This window comes from Pseudomonas sp. KU43P, from assembly GCF_033095865.1.
In the GTDB taxonomy this organism is placed as follows: Bacteria; Pseudomonadota; Gammaproteobacteria; order Pseudomonadales; family Pseudomonadaceae; genus Aquipseudomonas.
The window spans coordinates 1,788,058-1,805,416 of the sequence record NZ_AP019365.1 but is presented as its reverse complement, the minus strand read 5'-3'; the positions used below and the strand labels follow the sequence as shown (position 1 = coordinate 1,805,416).

The window sequence follows — 17,359 nt, the reverse complement described above, 5'->3', positions numbered from 1 at the left end:
CGATCAGCCTCGGGCCAGCGCCGCCAGCACCAGCTCGCAACTGCGCTGGCAATAGGCGGTGAGCACCTCGCGGATGCGCGGCAGGTCGCGGGCGACCACGGCGTCGAGCAGGCGGGCGAACAGGTCCAGGTAGTCGACCATGCTGGCCTGGCGCTGGTCCAGAGCCAGGTAGTAGGCACGGCTCATGGCCGGCTGCAGGTTTTCCACGGTTTCCTGCAGGTACGGGTTGTCGGCGAACGGATAAGCGGCGCGCATCACTGCAAAACTTTCTGCCACGAACGCCTTGATATCTTGCTGTTCGCGCGCCTGCTGCAAACGCTGCTGGATCTCCAGGAACGGGCGCAGGTCGGCATCGGTGCGCCATTTTTGTGCAACGGCGTTGCCCAGCAGGATGTAGAACTCCCCCATCAGGGCGCACAGGCTGCGTACGCTACGCTCGTCCAGACGTGTCACATGGGCACCACGACGCGCCAGGATCGCTACCAGATGGCGACGTTCGAGGATCAACAACGCTTCACGCACCGAGCCACGGCTGACATTCAGTGCCTGGGTGACCTTCTGCTCCTGGATACGCTCGCCGGGGGCAAGCTCGCCGCGAATGATGCGTTCGGCCAGGTAGTCGGCAATTTGCTCGGAGAGGCTGTCCGGCGCCTTGAACGTCATGGTTTTCCTTCAAAATCATTGAACTGGGCTCAAGGGGCGGATTGTAGCGCACTTGCCCGGCCCTCGCGCAGAGGGGCGCGGCGCTTTATTTAGGCGGCCGGGCAGCCTGTGGTTCGGCGCGATCTATGCTTTAGCTATGGGCAGTATGTTCGGTCGGGCATTGGCATGCGCACTTTCCTGACTCAAAAGTCAGAAAAATATTGACCAGTTCGTCAGCTCTGCTTATTGTCGGCTCAACAACAATAAAACCATTGCGAGGCCTTCCCCGTGATCCAGTTTCTCGTCAACCAGGAGCTGCGTAGTGAGCACGCCCTGGACCCGAACATGACGGTGCTGCAATACCTGCGCGAGCACCTGGGCAAACCCGGCACCAAAGAGGGCTGCGCCAGTGGCGACTGCGGCGCCTGCACCGTGGTGGTGGGCGAGCTCATGCAGAATGAACAAGGCGAGGACAGCCTGCGCTACCGCAGCGTCAACTCGTGCCTGACCTTCGTTTCCTCCCTGCACGGCAAGCAACTGATCAGCGTCGAAGGGCTCAAGCATCAGGGCCAGCTGCACAGCGTGCAACAGGCCATGGCCGACTGCCATGGCTCGCAATGCGGCTTCTGCACCCCCGGCTTCGTCATGTCGCTGTTCGCCCTGCAGAAGAACAGCCAGGGCCACGACCTGCACCAGGCCCAGGAAGCCCTGGCCGGCAACCTGTGCCGCTGCACCGGTTATCGCCCGATCCTCGATGCTGCCGAGCAGAGCTGCCGCCTGCCGTGCCGTGACCAGTTCGATGCGCAGCAGGCACAAACCATCAGCCGCCTCAAGGCCATCGCCCCGACCCAGACCGGCGAACTCAACAGCGGCGACAAACGTTGCCTGGTACCGCTGACCGTGGCCGACCTGGCCGACCTGTACAGCTCGCACCCTGAAGCACGCCTGCTGGCCGGCGGCACCGACCTGGCACTGGAAGTCACCCAGTTCCACAAGACCCTGCCGGTGATGATCTATGTCGGTCACGTCGCCGAACTCAAGCGTATCGACAAGACCGCCAGCCATCTGGAAATCGGCGCGGCCACCCCGCTCACCGACTGCTACGGCGCGCTCAACGAGGAATATCCGGACTTCGGCGACCTGCTGCACCGCTTCGCCTCGCTGCAGATCCGCAACCAGGGCACCCTCGGCGGCAACATCGGCAACGCCTCGCCGATCGGCGACTCGCCACCCCTGCTGATCGCCCTGGATGCGCAGATCGTCCTGCGCCAAGGCGAGCGCCAGCGCAGCATGGCGCTGGAAGACTACTTCATCGACTACCGCATCACTGCCCGCCAGGACAGCGAGTTCATCGAGAAGATCATCGTGCCACGAGCCAGCAACGACTGGGCCTTCCGTGCCTATAAAGTGTCCAAGCGCCTGGACGATGACATCTCGGCGGTGTGCGGCGCCTTCAACCTGAGCATCGAAGACGGCGTAGTCAGCGGTGTGCGCATTGCCTTCGGCGGCATGGCAGCGATCCCCAAGCGCGCCCGCGCCTGCGAAGCGGCCCTGCGCGGCAAGCCGTGGAACCAGGCCAGCATCGAGCGTGCCTGCCAGGCCTTGGCCGAAGACTTCACCCCGCTCAGCGACTTCCGCGCCAGCAAGGAATACCGCCTGCTGACCGCGCAGAACCTGCTGCGCAAGTACTTCATCGAACTGCAAACGCCGTACATCGAAACCCGGGTGACCGACTATGTCTAACCATCACGCCGTCAAGAGCCAGGCCGAGATGGCCGAACTGTTCAGCCAGGACCTGACCACCGGAGTCGGCCGCAGCGTCAAGCACGACAGCGCCGACAAGCACGTGGCCGGCGAAGCGGTGTACATCGACGACCGCCTGGAATTCCCCAACCAGCTGCATGTCTATGCCCGCACCGCCGACCGTGCCCATGCGCGCATCCTGCGCATCGACACCACGCCGTGCTACGCCTTCGAAGGCGTGCGCATCGCCATCACCCACGAAGACATTCCCGGCCTCAAGGACATCGGCCCGGTGGTCGCCGGTGATCCGCTGCTGGCCATCGACAAGGTGGAGTTCTTCGGCCAGCCGGTGCTCGCCGTCGCCGCCCGCGACCTGGACACTGCCCGCCGCGCAGCCATGGCCGCGATCGTCGAGTACGAAGACCTGGAGCCGGTACTGGACGTGGTCGAGGCATTTCGCAAGCAACACTTCGTGCTCGACAGCCACACCCACCAACGCGGCGACTCGGCCACTGCCCTGGCCAGCGCCCCGCACCGTCTGCAGGGCACGCTGCACATCGGCGGCCAGGAGCACTTCTACCTGGAGACGCAGATCTCGTCGGTGATGCCCACCGAAGACGGCGGCATGATCGTGTTCTGCTCCACGCAGAACCCCACCGAGGTTCAGAAGCTGGTCGCCGAAGTGCTCGACGTGCCGATGAACAAAGTGGTGCTCGACATGCGCCGTATGGGCGGCGGTTTTGGCGGCAAGGAAACCCAGGCCGCCAGCCCGGCCTGCCTGTGTGCGGTGATCGCGCGCCTGACCGGCCAGCCGACCAAGATGCGCCTGCCGCGTGTCGAAGACATGATGATGACCGGCAAGCGCCACCCGTTCTACGTCGAGTACGACGTGGGCTTCGATGATGACGGCCGGCTGCACGGTATCAACTTCGACTTGGCCGGCAACTGCGGTTACTCGCCGGACCTGTCCGGCTCGATCGTCGACCGCGCCATGTTCCACTCCGACAACGCCTACTACCTGGGCGATGCCACCGTGCACGGCCACCGTTGCAAGACCAACACTGCCTCCAATACCGCCTACCGCGGCTTTGGCGGCCCGCAGGGCATGGTTGCCATCGAGCAGGTAATGGACCATATCGCCCGTCACCTGGGCCGCGACCCGCTGGCGGTGCGCAAGGCCAACTACTATGGCAAGACCGAGCGCAACGTCACCCACTACTACCAGACCGTCGAGCACAACATGCTCGAAGAAATGACCGCAGAGCTGGAGGCCAGCAGCGACTACGCCGAGCGCCGCGAGTCGATCCGCCGCTTCAACGCCAACAGCCCGGTGCTCAAGAAAGGCCTGGCGCTGACCCCGGTGAAGTTCGGCATCTCGTTCACCGCCACCTTCCTCAACCAGGCCGGTGCGCTGATCCACATCTATACCGACGGTAGCATCCACCTGAACCACGGCGGCACCGAGATGGGCCAGGGCCTGAACACCAAGGTGGCGCAGGTGGTGGCGCAGATCTTCCAGGTCGATTTCAGCCGCATCCAGATCACCGCCACCAACACCGACAAGGTGCCCAACACCTCGCCGACCGCGGCCTCCAGTGGCGCCGACCTGAACGGCAAAGCGGCGCAAAACGCTGCCGAGATTCTCAAGAAGCGCCTGACCGAATTCGCCGCACGACACTACAACGTGACCGAGGAGGATGTGGAGTTCCGCAACGGCCATGTGCGGGCGCGCGACCAGATCGTCAGCTTCGAACAACTGGTGCAGCAGGCCTATTTCGCCCAGGTGTCGTTGTCCAGCACCGGCTTCTATCGCACGCCGAAGATCTTCTACGACCGCAGCCAGGCGCGTGGTCGGCCGTTCTACTACTACGCCTTCGGTGCTGCCTGCGTCGAGGTGGTGGTCGACACCCTGACCGGCGAGTACAAGATGCTGCGCGCCGACATCCTGCACGATGTGGGTGATTCGCTGAACCCGGCCATCGACATCGGCCAGGTCGAAGGCGGCTTCATCCAGGGCATGGGCTGGCTGACCACCGAAGAACTGGTGTGGAACGCCAAGGGCAAGCTGATGACCAACGGCCCGGCCAGCTACAAGATCCCAGCAGTGGCCGACATGCCGCTGGACCTGCGGGTGAAGCTGGTGGAGAACCGCAAGAACCCCGAAGACACGGTGTTCCACTCCAAGGCCGTGGGCGAGCCGCCGTTCATGCTCGGCATCGCCGCCTGGTGCGCGATCAAGGATGCCGTGGCCAGCATGGCCGACTACAAAGTGCAGCCGGATATCGATGCACCGGCGACGCCGGAGCGGGTGTTGTGGGGCTGCGAGCAGATGCGCAAGGCGGTGGCTCAACAGCAAGCTGCCGAACAAGAACTGGAAACCGTGACTCACTGAGGTTGGCTGGGCGCCTTTGAGGGCCCCATCGCCGGCAAGCCGGCTCCCACACACGCGTCCATGGCTGCACTGACCCTGTGGGAGCCGGCTTGCCGGCGATGGGGCCCGAACAGGCCACCTGAACATGAGGATCTGCATCATGCACCAATGGATCAACGCCCTCGCCGACCACCAGTCCCGTGGCGAAGCCTGCGTCCTGGTGACCATCATCGAGGAACGCGGCTCGACCCCGCGCAACGCCGGCTCGAAGATGGTCGTCAGCGCCACCGGCCTGTACGACACCATCGGCGGCGGCCACCTGGAATACAAGGCGCTGCACATCGCCCGGCAGATGCTGGAGGAACACCGCAGCACCCCGCATCTGGAGCGTTTCAGCCTCGGCGCCAGCCTTGGCCAGTGCTGCGGCGGCGCCACCGTGCTGCTGTTCGAACCGATGGCCGCCGTGCAGGCCGAGATCGCCGTTTTCGGCGCGGGCCATGTCGGCCGTGCTCTGGTACCCTTGCTCGCCGCACTGCCCTGCCGGGTGCGCTGGATCGATTCGCGCGAACAGGAATTCCCCGAACTCATCCCCAACGGGGTGACCAAGGTGGTCAGCGAGGAACCGGTCGACGAAGTGGCCGAGCTGCCTGCCGGCTGCTACTGCATCGTCATGACCCACAACCACCAGCTCGACCTGGAACTGACCGCCGCCATCCTCAAGCGCAACGATTACACCTGGTTCGGCCTGATCGGCTCGAAGACCAAACGGGTCAAGTTCGAGCATCGCCTGCGCGAGCGCGGCTTCGACGACGCCGTGGTGGCACGCATGCGCTGCCCGATGGGCATGGCCGAGGTCAAGGGCAAGCTGCCGATCGAGATCGCCGTGTCCATCGCCGCCGAAATCATTGCCACCTACAACGCCTGCTTCGGCCAGCACGACGCTGCTGTCAACGCCGGCCCCATTGCCCAACTGCTGCCGCCCTCCCGGCGCAGCCAAGCCCTTTGACGAGTGTGATATGACCCTTACCCGCAAAGCCTACCGTGCCGCCATCCTGCACAGCATCGCCGACCCGGCCGAGGTGGGCCTGGACGCTTCCCATGAATACTTCGAGGACGGCCTGCTGGTGATCGACGATGGCCGCATCAGCGCCCTGGGCCACGCCAGCGAGCTGCTGCCGACCCTGGATGCCGACATCGAAGTGGTGCATTACCAGGACGCGCTGATCACCCCTGGCTTCATCGACACCCACATCCACTTCCCGCAGACCGGCATGATCGGCTCCTACGGCGAGCAGCTGCTGGACTGGCTCAACACCTACACCTTCCCGTGCGAAAAGCAGTTCGCCGACAAGGCCCATGCCGACAAGGTGGCGAAGATCTTCCTGCAGGAGCTGTTGCGCAACGGCACCACCACCGCCCTGGTGTTCGGCAGCGTGCACCCCGAGTCGGTCAATGCCCTGTTCGAAGAAGCTGAGCGCCTGGACCTGCGAATGATCGCCGGCAAGGTGATGATGGATCGCAACGCCCCGGACTACCTCACCGACACCGCCGAAACCAGCTACACCCAGAGCAAGGCGCTGATCGAGCGCTGGCATGGCAAGGGCCGCCTGCACTATGCGGTAACCCCGCGTTTCGCACCGACCAGCACCCCGGAACAGCTGTCCGTTGCCGGCCAGTTGCTCAAGGAACACCCGGGTGTATACATGCACACTCACCTGTCCGAGAACCTCAAGGAAATCGACTGGGTCAAGTCGCTGTTCCCTGAGCAGAAGGGCTACCTGGACGTCTACGATCACTTCGAGCTGCTCGGCGAGCGCTCGGTGTTCGCCCATGGCGTGCACCTGTGCGACGAAGAGTGCCAGCGCCTGTCCGAAACAGGCTCGGCCATCGCCTTCTGCCCGACCTCCAACCTGTTCCTGGGCAGCGGCCTGTTCAATCTGCCCCAGGCCGAGCGCTTCAAGGTCAATGTGGGCCTGGGCACCGATGTCGGCGCCGGCACCAGCTTCTCGCTGCTCAACACCCTGAACGAAGCGTACAAGGTGATGCAGCTGCAGGACGTGCGCCTGCACCCTTACAAGTCACTGTACCTGGCCACCCTCGGCGGCGCCCGCGCCCTGCGCCTGGACGACCGCATCGGCAGCCTGCGCCCAGGCAACGATGCCGACTTCGTGGTGCTCGACTACAAGGCCACGCCGCTACTGGACTACCGTATCCAGCAGTCCGGCAGCATCGAAGAGACCCTGTTCGTGCTAACCACCCTGGGCGACGACCGCACTGTGCGTGAAACCTACGCCGCCGGGCGTTGCGTGCACCAGCGCTAAGGTTCTTTTGCCAGGCCGCGATACAGCGCGCCGCCGATCGCTGCCCCGATCAGCGGCGCCAGCCAGAACAGCCACAGCTGTTGCAAGGCCCAGCCACCGACGAACAATGCCGGCCCCGTGCTACGCGCGGGGTTGACCGAGGTATTGGTCACCGGGATCGAGATCAGGTGAATCAGTGTCAGGCCCAGGCCGATGGCGATTGGGGCAAAGCCGGCCGGTGCACGCACATCGGTCGCACCCATGATGATCACCAGGAACATCGCCGTCATCACCACTTCACTGACGAAACCTGCCGCCAGCGAGTAGCCTCCGGGGGAATGGTCCGCGTAGCCATTGGAGGCCAAGCCCGATGAAAGCTCGAAGCCTGCCTTGCCACTGGCGATGAAGTAGATAACCGCCGCTGCCAGGATGGCCCCGATCACCTGGGCGATCACGTAGGGCAGCAACTCCTTGGCCGGAAAGCGCCCACCCACCACCAGCCCGAACGACACGGCAGGGTTGAGGTGGCATCCGGAAATGTGACCGATGGCGAACGCCATGGTCAGCACGGTGAGGCCGAAGGCGAAGGCGACACCAAGAACGCCGATGCCGAGCGGGGAACTGGCCGCGAGCACTGCACTGCCACAGCCGCCCAGCACCAGCCAGAAGGTACCGACAAGCTCGGCACCCATACGCACACCCAAAGACATGGTCATGGACCTTTTCCTCTGTAGTTGAACGCACGAACGGCGCAAGCCCAACCACATTGAAAAGGGGTTTGCAACTAGCAAATTTATCAGGTAATCGGCGAAAGGCCAGAAACTGCAGGGGGCCGCTTCGCAGCCCCATCGCCGGCAAGCCGGCTCCACGGGTACAGCATGTGATCCGTGGGAGCCGGCTTGCCGGCGATGGGGCGCGAAGCGGCCCCCAGTTCATTCAGGCATACGATCAACCCTTGGCCGAGGCCTTGGGCTTCTTCAGCAAGTGGGAAAACACGGCATGCAAGTCGTCCGAGGCACTTTCCTCGTCCAGGTTCAGCTTGCTGTCGATATGGTCCATGTGATGCATCATCAGGCTCACCGCCTGCTCGGCGTCACGCGCCTCGATGGCATCGATCAGCTGCATGTGCTCGTCGTAAGAGCAGTGTGAACGGTTGCCGCTTTCGTACTGGGCAATGATCAGCGAGGTCTGCGACACCAGGCTGCGCTGGAAGCTGACCAGGGGTGCATTGCCCGCCGCTTCGGCCAGCTTGAGGTGGAACTCGCCGGAAAGCCGGATACCGGCACCTCGGTCGCCACGGGAGAAACTGTCGCGCTCTTCGCGCACCATGTGGCGCAGTTCGTTGAGCTGCTCGGGGGTGGCATGCTGAACGGCCAGTTCAGTGATGGCACGCTCGACCATGCGCCGCGAGAAAAACACCTGGCGCGCCTCTTCCACCGTTGGGCTGGCCACCACCGCGCCGCGGTTGGGCCGCAGCAGCACCACGCTTTCATGGGCCAGGCGCGACAGAGCGCGACGGATGATGGTGCGGCTGACGCCGAAGATCTCGCCCAGCGCTTCCTCGCTCAACTTGGTGCCCGGCGCCAGACGCTGTTCGAGGATCGCCTCGAAAATATGCGCATAGACGATGTCGTCCTGGGTACCACTGCGGCCAGCCTTGCCGGCACGTGCAGGTTTCTTCAGAGGTTGCAGCTGTTCGTTCATGGGCTCTCGAGGCACGAAGGAAAGTATGGCGCCATTGTACACAGGCTGAGCCGTTTCTGCAGGTGGGCTTTTACCTATATAGCCGTTGCGCGGCGGTTTCTGCGCACAAAACATAAAACATTATTTGCATTCTTTGTACACAAAAGCATAATCCATCGGGCAACTTCTTGACCCGCGAGTCAACAAAGCGTGTCAGACGTCTGCCATCCCTCGCGGAGCCACCAAGTGCATTGCGCAGGTCACTGGCTCCAAGAACAACAAGAAAGACTTGAGGAGTACTCGCTGTGGAAAGCCGCAAATCCGACGCACCTACGCTGGATCTCGCTCCACCGCTCGAAACGAGTTGGCTGGAACGGATTTTCAAACTCAAGCAACACGGCAGTACCGTCAGAACCGAGTTGATAGCCGGGGTGACCACCTTCATCACCATGGCCTACATCATCTTCGTCAACCCCAACATCATGGCCGACGCCGGCATCGATCACGGTGCGGCGTTCGTCGCCACCTGCATCGCCGCCGCGCTCGGTTGCTTGCTGATGGGCCTGTACGCCAACTGGCCGGTGGGCCTGGCACCAGGCATGGGGTTGAACGCCTTCTTCACCTACACCGTGGTCGGCACCATGGGCTACAACTGGGAAACCGCGCTGGGGGCGGTGTTCGTCTCGGGTGTGCTGTTCATGTTCCTGACCTTGTCGAAAGTGCGCGAATGGCTGCTCAACAGCATCCCGGTCAGCCTGCGCCATGCCATGGGGGCCGGCGTCGGATTGTTTCTCGGGCTGATCGGCCTGAAGACCGCGGGCATCATCGTTGACAGCCCGGCCACCCTGATCAAGCTGGGCTCGCTGCATGAGCCAGGCCCGCTGCTGGCGGCAGTGTGTTTCCTGCTGATCGCCATCCTCAGCTACAAGCGTGTGTTCGGCGCGATCCTCATCAGCATCATCGGCGTGACCCTCGCCGGCTGGGGCCTTGGCCTGGTGAAGTTTGGCGGGGTGATGTCGATGCCGCCGAGCCTGGCACCGACCTGGATGGCCATGGATGTAGCGGGCGTGTTCAACGTCAGCATGATCAGCGTGGTACTGGCGTTCCTCTTCGTGCACATGTTCGACACTGCCGGCACGCTGATGGGCGTTGCCCAGCGGGCCAACCTGGTGGCGCCTGACGGGCGTATCGAGAACCTGTCGCGGGCCCTGAAGGCCGACAGTGCTTCGAGCGTGTTCGGTGCCGTGGTCGGGGTGCCGCCGGTGACCAGCTACGTCGAGAGTGCTGCGGGCGTGGCCGCCGGCGGCCGTACCGGGCTGACCGCCGTGGTGGTCGGTATTCTGTTCATTGCCGCGATGTTCTTCGCGCCGTTGGCGGGGATGATTCCGGCCTATGCGACGGCCGGTGCGCTGATCTACGTGGCGATGCTGATGATGGGCAGCATGGCGCACATTCATTGGGATGAAGCGACCGACAGCATTCCGGCGATCGTCACGGTGATCATGATGCCGCTGACCTTCTCGGTGGCGGATGGTATTGCCCTGGGCTTTATCAGCTATGTGGCGCTGAAGGCGGGGACCGGCAAGTACAAGGAAATCTCGGCCAGCCTGTGGGTGCTGTGCGCGATCTTCATTGCCAAGTTCGTGTTCCTCTGAACACGGGTGGCTTGGCTGTAGGTTTTTAGGGTTTTCGAGATCGAGCGCCGCCCGCGCGGCGCATCGCGGATGAATCCGCTCCTACATTTGTTGCAACGTGCCTATGCCTGATAGGCCATGGTTGCCAGCCTTGTTGGCTCGACGCTATGTTGCGGCGGGCCCCAAAGGCGGACAACCATGGCCTGACAGACTGCGGCACGTTGCAACAAATGTAGGAGCGGATTCATCCGCGATGCGCCGCGCGGGCGGCGCTCGATTTCATGCCCACTGCAACATTCACGGCGTACATTCTGCGTCACTTTCCTGCAGACGAAAAAAAGCCCGCCAGTGTGAGAGCGGGCCAAGGACCTACGAAGATTCTTCTAGCGACCAACTAGCTCCCGCGATAGGTCGAATAGCTGTACGGCGAGATCAGCAGCGGCACGTGGTAGTGCTCCTGCTTCTCGTCGATGCCAAAGCGCAACACAACAACATCGAGAAACGCCGTGTCCGGCAGCTGTACGCCGCGAGCACGGTAATAGGCGCCAGCGCTGAACTGCAGCTGATAGACGCCAGTACGGTAATCGTCACCCTGCAGCAGTGGCGCATCGACGCGGCCATCGCTGTTGGTCAGGGCAGTGTTCACCAGCTCCAGCTGCTGGCCTTCGACGCGATACAGCTCAACCTTGATCGAGCTGCCCGGGCAGCCGTGAGCGGCATCCAGTACGTGTGTGGTCAAACGTCCCATTGCTTGTCGCCTCTTGTTCAATCTGTGGGCAAAAAATACACAGCCATCGCCACGGCAAAGCGCCTGCGATGGGCGGGAATGGCGTTATTAAGACATTCCATTAGCAAATTGTACACAATTTTTTGAGCCCATCCGTCACAGCCCTGCGCCCAATGCTTTCTGTCGCAAATTCAAGGCCTGCGCAGACCCCCATGGTAATTGCTGACCAACTGGGCAGGTTTCTTGCAATACATTCTCATGCGACAAAAGGGAAGAAATGCGGAAAAACAGGCTTACAAAAGATTTCAGAAGTTGTATACAATCAGCCCATCCGGTGGTGCGACATACCGACGCGGCCCGCCCACCCCGCACCAACACACAAGAAGGAAGACTGCAGTGAGCGCTGACTACCCTCGCGACCTGATCGGTTACGGCAACAACCCTCCTCACCCGCAATGGCCGGGCAACGCTCGCATCGCGCTGTCGTTCGTCCTCAATTACGAAGAAGGCGGCGAGCGCAACATCCTGCACGGTGACAAGGAATCCGAAGCCTTCCTCTCCGAGATGGTCGCTGCCCAGCCGCTGCAGGGCCAGCGCAACATGAGCATGGAGTCGCTGTACGAATACGGCAGCCGCGCCGGCGTATGGCGCCTGCTCAAGCTGTTCAAGGACAGCGGCGTACCGCTGACCGTGTTCGCCGTGGCCATGGCCGCCCAGCGCCACCCTGACGTGATCCGCGCCATGGTCGAAGCCGGCCACGAGATCTGCAGCCATGGTTACCGCTGGATCGACTACCAGAACATGGACGAGGCCCAGGAGCGCGAGCACATGCTCGAAGCCATCCGCATCCTCACCGAGCTGACCGGCGAGCGTCCGGTAGGCTGGTACACCGGCCGCACCGGCCCGAATACCCGTCGCCTGGTCATGGAAGAAGGTGGTTTCCTGTATGACAGCGACACCTACGACGATGACCTGCCCTACTGGGAACCGAACAACCCGACCGGCAAGCCGCACCTGGTGATCCCCTACACCCTGGACACCAACGACATGCGCTTCACCCAGGTCCAGGGTTTCAACTGCGGCGAGCAGTTCTTCCAGTACCTCAAGGATGCTTTCGACGTGCTCTACGCCGAAGGTGCCGAGTCGCCGAAGATGCTTTCCATCGGCCTGCACTGCCGCCTGGTCGGCCGCCCGGCGCGCCTGGCAGCGCTCAAGCGCTTCGTCGACTACGCCAAGAGCCATGAGCAGGTCTGGTTCGCCCGTCGCGCGGATATCGCCCGCCACTGGCACACCACCCACCCGTACAAGAAAGAGAACGCCTGATGACCGCCTTCAAGACCCTCAAGCCATCCACCCTGAGCCGTGACGCCTTCGTCAAGGTTTTCGCCGACATCTACGAGCACTCGCCGTGGGTCGCCGAAAAAGCCTACGACCTGGGCCAACTGGGTGAACTGGACGAGATCGAGGCGCTGCACCAGCGCATGAGCGACATCCTGCTCAGCGCCAACCACGCCGATCAGCTGGCGCTGATCAATGCTCACCCGGACCTCGCCGGCAAGGCCGCGATCCAGGGCGAGCTGACCGAATCGAGCACCAACGAGCAGGCCGGCGCCGGTATCCACCAGTGCACCGCCGAGGAATTCGCCCGCTTCACCGAACTGAACGACGCCTACAAGGCCAAGTTCCAGTTCCCGTTCATCATGGCGGTCAAGGGCAGCAACCGGCACCAGATCCTTGCTTCGTTCGAAAAACGCATCCACAACGATGCCGATGCCGAATTCAAGGAAGCCCTGGCGCAGATCAACCTGATCGCCCTGTTCCGCCTGCTGCAGCTGTAACCGCTGCGGCAACGAAAGAGCCTTATCCAGAACAACGAACTTAGAAGAGATAACCGCATGCGCACCCTGATGATCGAACCCCTGACCAAAGAAGCCTTCGCCCCTTTCGGAGACGTGATCGAAACCGATGGCAGCGACCACTTCATGATCAACAACGGTTCGACCATGCGCTTCCACAAGCTCGCCACGGTCGAGACCGCCGAGCCTGAAGACAACGCGATCATCAGCATCTTCCGCGCCGACGCGCAGGACATGCCGCTGACCGTGCGCATGCTGGAACGCCATCCGCTGGGCAGCCAGGCTTTCATTCCGCTGCTCGGCAACCCCTTTCTGATCGTGGTCGCGCCGGTTGGCGATGCACCTGTATCAGGTTTGGTCCGTGCCTTCCGCAGCAACGGCAGGCAGGGCGTCAATTACCATCGCGGCGTCTGGCACCACCCGGTGCTGACGATCGAAAAGCGGGATGATTTCCTGGTGGTTGATCGCAGTGGTTCCGGCAACAACTGCGACGAGCATTACTTCACCGAGGAACAGATGCTGATCCTCAATCCCCACCAATAAGAAACGGTCGGTCATCCAACAGGGTGATCGGCATGAGGTACATACTGTGGAAGCACACCTTCACGAATGGCTGAACCTGAGCATTCGCTGGGTTCACATGATCACCGGTGTCGCCTGGATCGGTGCATCGTTCTACTTCGTCTGGCTGGAGAACCACCTGAATCGAAGCAACCCGCGCGATGGGTTGTCGGGTGATCTCTGGGCGATTCACGGCGGTGGTATCTACCACCTGGAGAAATACAAACTCGCACCCCCGAAAATGCCCGAGAACCTGCACTGGTTCAAATGGGAAGCCTACTTCACCTGGATGTCCGGTATCGCCCTGCTGTGCGTGGTGTTCTACTGGAACCCGAGCCTGTACCTGCTGGCACCCGGCAGCACCCTGAGCGGTGCCGAAGGCGTGGCCATTGGTATCGGTTCGCTGGTCGCCGGCTGGTTCATCTACGACTTCCTGTGCGACTCGCCGCTGGGCAAGCACCCTGCCCTGCTCGGTGCCGTGCTGTTCGTCCTGATCATCGCTGCCTGCTTCGGCTTCAGCCTGGTGTTCAGCGGCCGTGGTGCGTACCTGCACACCGGCGCGATCATCGGCACCATCATGGTGGGTAACGTGTTCCGCATCATCATGCCGGCCCAGCGCCAGCTGGTGGCGGCGATCGAGAACAACCAGACGCCTGACCCGGTACTGCCGGCCAAAGGCCTGCTGCGTTCGCGTCACAACAACTACTTCACCCTGCCGGTGCTGTTCATCATGATCAGCAACCACTTCCCGAGCACCTACGGTAGCCAGTACAACTGGCTGATCCTGGCCGGTATCGCAGTAGCCGCGGTTCTGATCCGCCACTACTTCAACACCCGCCACGACAGCAACAAGTACGCCTGGACCCTGCCTGTGGGCGCTCTGGCGATGATCTGCCTGGCCTACGTCACCGGTCCGAAGCCGATGGCTGTTGCACCTGAGCAGGCTGCGGCGAAGATCGAGTACCAACCGCTGCCAGCAACCGCAGTGGGTGGCAAGACCGCTGCCGAGCAGCGTGCCGAAGACGCTGCCAAGGCGGCAGAAGCCCCTGCCGCACCGGCCGAAGCCCCCGCCCAGGCGACCGCACAGGCCGCCGGTGGCGACTTCGACAAGATCCACAAAGTCATCCAGGAGCGCTGCAGTGTGTGCCACTCGTCGAAACCGACCAGCCCACTGTTCAGCGCCGCCCCTGCCGGCGTGATGTTCGACACCCCGCAGCAGATCCAGGCCCAGGCCGCGCGCATTCAAGCGCAAGCGGTCGCCAGCCAGATCATGCCGCTGGGCAACATCACCCAGATGACCGCCGAAGAGCGCAAGCTCGTCGGTGACTGGATCGCCAAAGGCGCGCAGGTCAACTGATACACCCTCCCGACGGGGCGTCCGCGCGCCCCAGCGGGAGCGGCCTTGCGCCGCGAATGGGCCGGCATTGCCGGCCCAACTTACAAGAAACACGCAACAAGCAAGCATCGAGCGCCCAGGCCTTGGCCTGGCGCTTGGATCCGAGAATAAAAACAAAACTCGAGGTGCTGCATGTCCGAGTCACGCAAGGCGTACATTCCAGTGGCGCCGCCGCGACAGCCTCTGCCCCTGTTCCAACTGATCCTGGTAGGCCTGCAACATGTGTTGCTGATGTACGGAGGCGCGATCGCCGTACCTCTGATCATCGGCCAGGCTGCCGGATTGTCTCGCGAAGAAGTCGCTTTCCTGATCAACGCCGACCTGCTCGTCGCCGGCGTGGCCACCATCATCCAGTCGTTCGGTATCGGCCCGGTAGGGATCCGCATGCCGGTGATGATGGGCGCCAGTTTCGCTGCGGTCGGCAGCATGGTGGCCATGGCCGGCATGCCCGGCGTAGGCCTGCAGGGCATCTTCGGTGCAACCATCGCCGCCGGTTTCTTCGGCATGCTGATCGCGCCGTTCATGTCCAAGGTGGTGCGCTTCTTCCCACCGCTGGTCACCGGTACCGTCATCACCTCGATCGGCCTTTCGCTGTTCCCGGTGGCGGTCAACTGGGCCGGTGGCGGCCACGAGGCAGAAGCCTTCGGCTCGCCGATCTACCTGATGGTGGCTGGCCTGGTGCTGGCAGTCATCCTGCTGATCAACCGCTTCATGCGCGGCTTCTGGGTCAACGTCTCGGTACTGGTAGGCATGGGCCTGGGTTACATCCTGGCCGGCTCCATCGGCATGGTCGACCTGTCTGGCCTGAACGAGGCACCGTGGCTGCAAGTGGTAACCCCACTGCACTTCGGCATGCCGACCTTCAGCCTGGCACCGATCCTGTCGATGTGCCTGGTGGTGGTGATCATCTTCGTCGAGTCCACGGGCATGTTCCTCGCCTTGGGCAAGGTAACCGATCGTGAAGTCACGCCCGGCATGCTGCGTCGCGGCCTGCTGTGCGATGCCGGTGCGTCGTTCGTCGCCGGTTTCTTCAACACCTTCACCCACTCCTCCTTCGCCCAGAACATCGGCCTGGTGCAGATGACCGGGGTACGCTGCCGCTACGTCACCGTGGTCGCCGGCGCACTGCTGATTCTGCTCAGCCTGCTGCCGAAGGCGGCCTTCCTGATTGCCTCGATCCCACCTGCGGTACTGGGCGGCGCGTCCATCGCCATGTTCGGCATGGTCACCGCCACCGGGATCAAGATCCTCCAGGAAGCGGACATCGGCGACCGCCGCAACCAGCTGCTGGTTGCGGTCAGCGTCGGCTTTGGCCTGATCCCCGTGGTCCGTCCGGAGTTCTTCGCGCAAATGCCCCAGTGGATGGAACCCATCACCCACAGCGGCATCGCCATGGCCACGGTCAGCGCCCTGGTGCTGAACGTGCTGTTCAACATCCTCGGTGGCGCCGACCGCGCTGTGCACAACGACGCCTGTCACCAGCATTGAGCCTAGCGGGGCGGCTTCTGGCCGCCCCTGCTCATACCCGCAGTAACCGTTACACCGTCGGCCCGCCGGAATGGGCCGCTCGGGGCGCCTGCGCGCCGAAAAAACCGCCAACAAAAACAATAAGTCCGGGAATCACAACATGAAGCGCATCACCACGTCCCTGCTGCTGGGCAGCAGCCTGCTGGCCACACTCCCCGCCCATGCAGGCGAATGGCTGCTCTGGCATGGCGAAAGCCTGACCTATCTGTACGGCAAGGACTTCAAGGTCAACCCCGACATCCAGCAGACCATCACCTTCGAACACGCCAACAAATGGAAGTACGGCGACACGTTCATGTTCGTCGACAAGATCTTCTACAACGGCAAACCCGACCCGAGCAAAGGCGTGACCACCTACTACGGTGAGTTCAGCCCGCGCCTGTCGTTCGGCAAGATCCTCGATCGCAAGCTGGCCTTCGGCCCGGTCAAGGACGTGCTGCTGGCCATGACCTACGAACGCGGTGAAGGCGACAACGAGGCCTACCTGATTGGCCCCGGCTTCGACCTGGACATCCCGGGCTTCAACTACTTCACCCTCAACTTCTATGTGCGCAACACCGAAGGCAGCCGCCCTGGCGACAATGTCTGGCAGATCACCCCCGGCTGGTCGTACACCATCCCGCTGGGTAAATCCGACATTCTGATCGACGGTTACATGGATTGGGTGACCGACAACGACGAAACCCGTCGTGGCACCTACCACGCCAACCTGCACTTCAACCCGCAGGTCAAATACGACCTGGGCAAGGCGCTGAATCTGGGCGCCAAACAGCTCTACGTCGGCTTCGAGTACAGCTACTGGAAGGACAAGTACGGCATCGACAGCCGCGGCAACCTGGAAAGCAATCAGAGCGTGGCCAGTGCACTGATCAAGGTGCATTTCTGATAACCTGACCGAACGCACAAGTTTGTAACACCG

Annotated in this window: 15 protein-coding genes; 11 read left to right on the top strand and 4 right to left on the bottom strand. The window is 62.6% G+C overall.

The window, feature by feature from the left end; translation table 11 throughout:
* Positions 1-3 precede the first annotated feature (3 nt).
* Complete coding sequence (locus KU43P_RS08315; RefSeq protein WP_317662218.1) at positions 4-663, bottom strand: GntR family transcriptional regulator; 660 nt, start codon at positions 661-663, stop codon at positions 4-6.
* 267 nt (positions 664-930) lie between these two features.
* On the opposite strand from KU43P_RS08315, the gene xdhA reads away from it, so the two are divergent.
* The 4 genes from xdhA (at position 931) to guaD (ending at position 7,077) form a co-directional block, all read left to right on the top strand.
* Entirely contained in the window at positions 931-2,385 is a 1,455-nt protein-coding gene (xdhA, locus tag KU43P_RS08310) for a xanthine dehydrogenase small subunit (protein WP_317662217.1), read from the top strand.
* Complete coding sequence (gene xdhB / locus KU43P_RS08305) at positions 2,378-4,777, top strand: xanthine dehydrogenase molybdopterin binding subunit (protein ID WP_317662215.1); 2,400 nt, start codon at positions 2,378-2,380, stop codon at positions 4,775-4,777. Before xdhA ends, xdhB begins: the two co-directional genes overlap by 8 nt.
* A 139-nt stretch (positions 4,778-4,916) precedes the next feature.
* Positions 4,917-5,762 carry a xanthine dehydrogenase accessory protein XdhC gene (gene xdhC / locus KU43P_RS08300; protein WP_317662213.1) on the top strand — a complete coding sequence of 282 codons (846 nt, stop codon included), beginning with the start codon at positions 4,917-4,919 and terminating at the stop codon, positions 5,760-5,762.
* Between the two features lie 10 nt (positions 5,763-5,772).
* Positions 5,773-7,077 carry a guanine deaminase gene (guaD, locus tag KU43P_RS08295; RefSeq protein WP_317662211.1) on the top strand — a complete coding sequence of 435 codons (1,305 nt, stop codon included), beginning with the start codon at positions 5,773-5,775 and terminating at the stop codon, positions 7,075-7,077.
* On the opposite strand, the gene aqpZ is transcribed toward guaD, so the two are convergent.
* The gene (aqpZ, locus tag KU43P_RS08290) at positions 7,074-7,772 is read right to left on the bottom strand and encodes an aquaporin Z (protein WP_317662209.1); all 699 of its coding nucleotides are present in this window, start codon (positions 7,770-7,772) and stop codon (positions 7,074-7,076) included. The two genes, guaD and aqpZ, sit on opposite strands and share 4 nt — an antisense overlap.
* A 232-nt stretch (positions 7,773-8,004) precedes the next feature.
* Positions 8,005-8,760: a GntR family transcriptional regulator gene (locus KU43P_RS08285; RefSeq protein WP_317662207.1), complete on the bottom strand. Its 756-nt coding sequence runs from the start codon at positions 8,758-8,760 to the stop codon at positions 8,005-8,007.
* Positions 8,761-9,044: 284 nt separating this feature from the next.
* On the opposite strand from KU43P_RS08285, the gene KU43P_RS08280 reads away from it, so the two are divergent.
* Entirely contained in the window at positions 9,045-10,394 is a 1,350-nt protein-coding gene (locus tag KU43P_RS08280) for an NCS2 family permease (RefSeq protein ID WP_176517138.1), read from the top strand.
* 373 nt (positions 10,395-10,767) lie between these two features.
* On the opposite strand, the gene uraH is transcribed toward KU43P_RS08280, so the two are convergent.
* Positions 10,768-11,121: a hydroxyisourate hydrolase gene (gene uraH, locus KU43P_RS08275; RefSeq protein ID WP_054884130.1), complete on the bottom strand. Its 354-nt coding sequence runs from the start codon at positions 11,119-11,121 to the stop codon at positions 10,768-10,770.
* A 375-nt stretch (positions 11,122-11,496) separates the two neighbouring features.
* On the opposite strand from uraH, the gene puuE reads away from it, so the two are divergent.
* The 6 genes from puuE to KU43P_RS08245 all read left to right on the top strand — a co-directional run bounded on the left by puuE (position 11,497) and on the right by KU43P_RS08245 (position 17,326).
* A complete protein-coding gene (gene puuE / locus KU43P_RS08270; RefSeq protein WP_176517141.1) occupies positions 11,497-12,423 on the top strand; it encodes an allantoinase PuuE in 927 nt (308 codons plus the stop codon).
* A complete protein-coding gene (gene uraD, locus KU43P_RS08265) occupies positions 12,423-12,938 on the top strand; it encodes a 2-oxo-4-hydroxy-4-carboxy-5-ureidoimidazoline decarboxylase (protein WP_317662200.1) in 516 nt (171 codons plus the stop codon). The genes puuE and uraD overlap by 1 nt, the downstream gene beginning before the upstream one ends.
* A gap of 57 nt (positions 12,939-12,995) precedes the next feature.
* Positions 12,996-13,499 carry an ureidoglycolate lyase gene (locus KU43P_RS08260; RefSeq protein ID WP_016393761.1) on the top strand — a complete coding sequence of 168 codons (504 nt, stop codon included), beginning with the start codon at positions 12,996-12,998 and terminating at the stop codon, positions 13,497-13,499.
* Between the two features lie 46 nt (positions 13,500-13,545).
* Positions 13,546-14,874 carry a urate hydroxylase PuuD gene (locus KU43P_RS08255; RefSeq protein ID WP_317662198.1) on the top strand — a complete coding sequence of 443 codons (1,329 nt, stop codon included), beginning with the start codon at positions 13,546-13,548 and terminating at the stop codon, positions 14,872-14,874.
* A 171-nt stretch (positions 14,875-15,045) separates the two neighbouring features.
* Positions 15,046-16,401, top strand: coding sequence for a nucleobase:cation symporter-2 family protein (locus KU43P_RS08250; protein ID WP_317662196.1), 1,356 nt, complete (start codon positions 15,046-15,048; stop codon positions 16,399-16,401).
* Positions 16,402-16,540: 139 nt separating this feature from the next.
* A complete protein-coding gene (locus KU43P_RS08245) occupies positions 16,541-17,326 on the top strand; it encodes an outer membrane protein OmpK (RefSeq protein ID WP_317662194.1) in 786 nt (261 codons plus the stop codon).
* Positions 17,327-17,359: the final 33 nt, after the last annotated feature.

Coding starts and splice junctions, on each gene's coding strand:
- KU43P_RS08315 (WP_317662218.1), bottom strand. CDS start 663: ATGACGTTCAAGGCGCCGGACAGCCTCTCCGAGCAAATTGCCGACTAC.
- xdhC (WP_317662213.1), top strand. CDS start 4,917: ATGCACCAATGGATCAACGCCCTCGCCGACCACCAGTCCCGTGGCGAA.
- KU43P_RS08285 (WP_317662207.1), bottom strand. CDS start 8,760: ATGAACGAACAGCTGCAACCTCTGAAGAAACCTGCACGTGCCGGCAAG.
- uraD (WP_317662200.1), top strand. CDS start 12,423: ATGACCGCCTTCAAGACCCTCAAGCCATCCACCCTGAGCCGTGACGCC.
- guaD (WP_317662211.1), top strand. CDS start 5,773: ATGACCCTTACCCGCAAAGCCTACCGTGCCGCCATCCTGCACAGCATC.
- KU43P_RS08245 (WP_317662194.1), top strand. CDS start 16,541: ATGAAGCGCATCACCACGTCCCTGCTGCTGGGCAGCAGCCTGCTGGCC.
- xdhB (WP_317662215.1), top strand. CDS start 2,378: ATGTCTAACCATCACGCCGTCAAGAGCCAGGCCGAGATGGCCGAACTG.
- KU43P_RS08250 (WP_317662196.1), top strand. CDS start 15,046: ATGTCCGAGTCACGCAAGGCGTACATTCCAGTGGCGCCGCCGCGACAG.
- KU43P_RS08260 (WP_016393761.1), top strand. CDS start 12,996: ATGCGCACCCTGATGATCGAACCCCTGACCAAAGAAGCCTTCGCCCCT.
- uraH (WP_054884130.1), bottom strand. CDS start 11,121: ATGGGACGTTTGACCACACACGTACTGGATGCCGCTCACGGCTGCCCG.
- aqpZ (WP_317662209.1), bottom strand. CDS start 7,772: ATGACCATGTCTTTGGGTGTGCGTATGGGTGCCGAGCTTGTCGGTACC.